At 69.5% G+C, this 3,615-nt stretch carries 4 protein-coding genes; 3 read left to right on the top strand and 1 reads right to left on the bottom strand.

Features of this window, described 5'->3' with window-relative positions; genetic code table 11:
- Both ACTWPW_RS63330 and ACTWPW_RS63325 read left to right on the top strand, forming a co-directional pair.
- Window positions 1–599: TOBE domain-containing protein (locus ACTWPW_RS63330; RefSeq protein ID WP_443174906.1), on the top strand; the 599-nt coding region annotated here is incomplete at its 5' end.
- Entirely contained in the window at window positions 596–874 is a 279-nt protein-coding gene (locus ACTWPW_RS63325) for a hypothetical protein (RefSeq protein WP_443174905.1), read from the top strand. The genes ACTWPW_RS63330 and ACTWPW_RS63325, both read left to right, overlap by 4 nt.
- Here the strand turns inward: ACTWPW_RS63325 and ACTWPW_RS63320 are convergent.
- Window positions 863–1,333, bottom strand: coding sequence for a hypothetical protein (locus ACTWPW_RS63320; protein ID WP_443174904.1), 471 nt, complete (start codon window positions 1,331–1,333; stop codon window positions 863–865). The two genes, ACTWPW_RS63325 and ACTWPW_RS63320, sit on opposite strands and share 12 nt — an antisense overlap.
- Before the next feature lie 755 nt (window positions 1,334–2,088).
- Between ACTWPW_RS63320 and ACTWPW_RS63315 the strand changes: the two genes are divergently transcribed.
- Window positions 2,089–2,904 carry a sulfite exporter TauE/SafE family protein gene (locus ACTWPW_RS63315; RefSeq protein ID WP_443174903.1) on the top strand — a complete coding sequence of 272 codons (816 nt, stop codon included), beginning with the start codon at window positions 2,089–2,091 and terminating at the stop codon, window positions 2,902–2,904.
- Window positions 2,905–3,615 lie beyond the last annotated feature (711 nt).

Below are 3,615 nucleotides of genomic sequence, written 5' to 3'. Positions count from 1 at the left end.
TGCTGCTGCTGGACGAGCCGCTGGCCGCCCTCGACGCCCACACCCGGCTGGAGATCCGCTCCCAGCTGCGCCGCCACCTGGCCGACTTCGACGGCGCCACCGTCCTGGTCACCCACGACCCCCTGGATGCGATGGTGCTGGCCGACCGGCTGATCGTCATCGAACACGGCGCGATCGTCCAGCAGGGCAGCCCGGCCGAGGTGGCCCGCCGCCCGCGCACCGACTACGTGGCCCGCCTGGTCGGGCTCAACCTCTATCGCGGGACTGCCGACGGTGCCCGGGTCAAGGTCGGCGAACTGCTGCTGCACACCGCCGAGCAGCTTGGCTCCGGCCACCTGGACGGGCCGGCGTTCGTCGCCTTCCCGCCCGCCGCCGTGGCGCTGTACCGGACCCGCCCGGACGGCAGCCCCCGCAACCTGTGGCAGGCCCGCATCGACGGCATCGAACGGCACGGCGACAACGTCCGTGTGCACCTCGACGGGCCCGTCACCGCCTTCGCCGACATCACCCCCGCCGCCGTCGCCGACCTCGACCTGACCCCCGGCCAGCAGATCTGGGCCTCGGTCAAGGCCACCGAGACCCACGCCTACCCCGCATGAGCATCCAGCGAGGCGACGGCGGCCGCGGTGCCCACGACTGCAACGCCATCTGTCTCGGTGGGCCCTGTCACGGCCTGCTAACCCACGTCGAGCAGGACATCGGCTTCCTGGCCATCCCCGTGCCGCGCCGCCGGCCCGATGAGCCCGAACAACTCGCCGGCTACCGCATCACCCGTGAGCGGGTGCGCTACTGCGGCCAGGCCACCCCGTACATCGCCCTGCACTGGGCCGGCCCGCCGGCACCGCCCTGCTCCTGCGAGCGCTCAGCCCCATAACCGGTCATCGTCGCGCACCCGGATGTCGGTGACCTGGCTGATGTGCCGGGCGCCGCAGCGATCGCCCGGCATCACCAGGTGCGGGCCTTGCTCGTCCAGATCCCGGCAGTCCATGCTGACGGCCAGCAGTGCCGCGGTGTTGCCGAACTCCGGATCGATCTCCCCCCACGACAGCACCGCGCGATGACCGTCTCGCCCCAGCACCGCGATCACGAAGCGGAGCCGGTTCTTGCGCTCACCCGGATCGAACCGCGGCCCGGCCGAGCCGATCACGTCGATCAGCAGCGGCCCGCTGAAATGGTGCCGCCGCAGTCCGGAGGTGCGGCATTCGAAACTCACCGTCATCTCCCGCTGCGGCATCGACCGCAGCACGGCCATGCTCAGCCAGACCGGCTCGCGCACCTCCCCGGTCAGGCAGACCAGACCGTTCGTCCCCAGCTCGATCGACGTGGGCTCCACCGGGCGCCTCCTCGCCTGACAACCGCCTGATCCAGCCCATGCCCGGCAACGGAAGGGCTCACACTCACCTGCAAGGCATCAACCCCGTTTCCCTGGCATATGCCAAGCATCCAGGCCCGCAGGGCCGCGTATGAGGAGTCCGTCTCTTGATTCCGTCCTGGCTGGGCGTCACAGTGGCACTACCGGCCCAGATCGGCAGGCGTGGGACGTCAAAGACCCCCGGGCTGTTGGGAAAGGCGGACCGGGACAGGCGGTGGGCACGGCTGGCTTGTGCCAGGCGGGAACCTGCACATCCACCGGCCCGTGCCCGCCGCTCCTCGCCCGGCCGATCGCAAGCCCCAAGCCGCACCCGGTGGGTCACTGACCTGCGCCGCGCCAATGGCCCCGGATTGCCCTCCCAAATCTCTCACCGGCCGGGTCGATCCGCTGGTGTCACGTGGGAGCAGCTTGCCCCGGTGCTGCGGGTCGGCGACCGTCGCGCCGCTCAGCGTCGGTACGTCCGGCGCCGGAACAGCGCAGGTACCAGGTAAGTCGGCTCGTTCCACCCATATTTGTCAACGTGTGGAGCTCTCGGGCATGTGTTCATCTGGGCTCTTGTGGGAAATTCTGAACGGCCTGGAGGAGAACCTGGTGCTGGAGTTGCTCCTCATCGCGGCCTTGCACGATGAAGCGGAGCGGCTGACCCATGACCGCGGTCCCAGGGTTGCCGTCGCAGGACGGACTGCCGGCCCGCTCACCTGCCTAACCTGATCGGCATGACCCAGGAAGACGCTGCTGTCCCCGCGCGTGTGGTCCGCTCTCTGCCGTCAGCCTTCGCCGCCGGCGCGGCGGTCGGCGTGCTGGGCGGCATGATCGGCCTGGGCGGTGCGGAGTTCCGGCTCCCGCTGCTGATCAGCTTGTTCGGGTTCGCCGCGCTGGCGGCGGTCATCATGAACAAGACGATGAGCCTCATCGTGGTGCTCACCGCGCTGCCTGCCCGGCTGGTCGCCGTCCCTGCTGCCGAGCTGGCCGCACACTGGATCGTGGCGGCCAATCTGCTGGCCGGCAGCCTGCTCGGGGCCTGGGCGGGCGCGTCCTGGGTGGTGCGGATGCGCACCGCCACCCTTTACAAGGTGCTCGCGGGCCTGATGGCGCTCATGGCCGCCGCCCTGGTGCTCACCCACACCAGCAGCCTGAGCGCGCTGGAACTGCCCGGCCCGGCTCAGGCCGTCGCCGGAGTGGCGGCGGGGTTCGGCATCGGCGTGGTGGCCGCGATCATGGGCGTGGCCGGCGGCGAGCTGCTGATCCCCACGATCGTGCTGCTCTACGCGGTGGACATCAAGACCGCCGGCAGCTTGTCCCTGGTGGTTTCGCTGCCCACCATGCTGGTGGCCTTCGCCCGCTACAGCCGCGACCGCAGCTTCGCCGTCCTGGGCGCCCACCTGCGCTTCGTTACCATCATGGTCGCCGGCTCCGTCACCGGCGCCCTGCTCGGCGGTCTGCTGCTCGGCGTGATCCCGGACCTGGTCATCATTCCCGTCTTGGCCATCGTCTTGCTGATCTCCGCCGTCAAGATGGCCCGCCACGCATGACCTCGACATAGCCAGGGCCCGCGCGTCGCGCGGGCCCTGGCTCGTCTTGTGGGGTGCGGCTCTGTCGGTGATCGGTCACGTGGTGGTGGTGGCCTTCATAAGGCGTTGCTGAGGGTGCGGCAGGTGCGCAAAAGCGGGGACATGCTGGTCAGGGCAGGGTTGCCAAGGGCGCGTAGAGTCGTAGGTGACTGTGCTTGAGCAGCGTGTTTGTTGATCTGGCTGGATGTGGCGGAGAACGGGTGCCGCCGCTTCCGGCGGGTCAGGCGCGCAACGAGGTGCGCACCCTTTGCTAGCCGCCTACAGTGCCGAAGCGTGACCGACAGGCTGTTCGAGCAAATGATCTTGATTTCGTCCTCTTCAGGCTGGAAGCGAAGCTACGGCTGCATGACAGAGCCCACCCGCCCGGCCGGGTGGGCGGGCGGGCGAGGGCACCTGCCGCAGGTGAGCGGCACGTAAACCCGAGCCAGGCCAAGGATCACGACAGGCACGGCAAAGCACGGCCCTGCCCCCGGGGCGGGCTGACGGGTCAGGGCGAGGCGCCAATCTAGACTCCGATCAGTGAACCCATCGAAAACACCCCTGGCGGCACAGCGCACGGAGCCGTCCCCATGATCACGGTCATCGTCTTCGGCATCGCGGCCGTCACAGCCCTGGAAATCACCCTGATGGTGGCGCTGCTCGCCATGGCCACCACCGAACTGGCCGCCTTCC

Origin of the sequence: Nonomuraea sp. KM90 (genome assembly GCF_052246675.1) — a bacterium.
Taxonomy (GTDB): Bacteria; Actinomycetota; Actinomycetes; order Streptosporangiales; family Streptosporangiaceae; genus Nonomuraea.
Note: the sequence above shows the minus strand (reverse complement) of the source record. Positions and strands in the feature narration are given on the sequence as shown.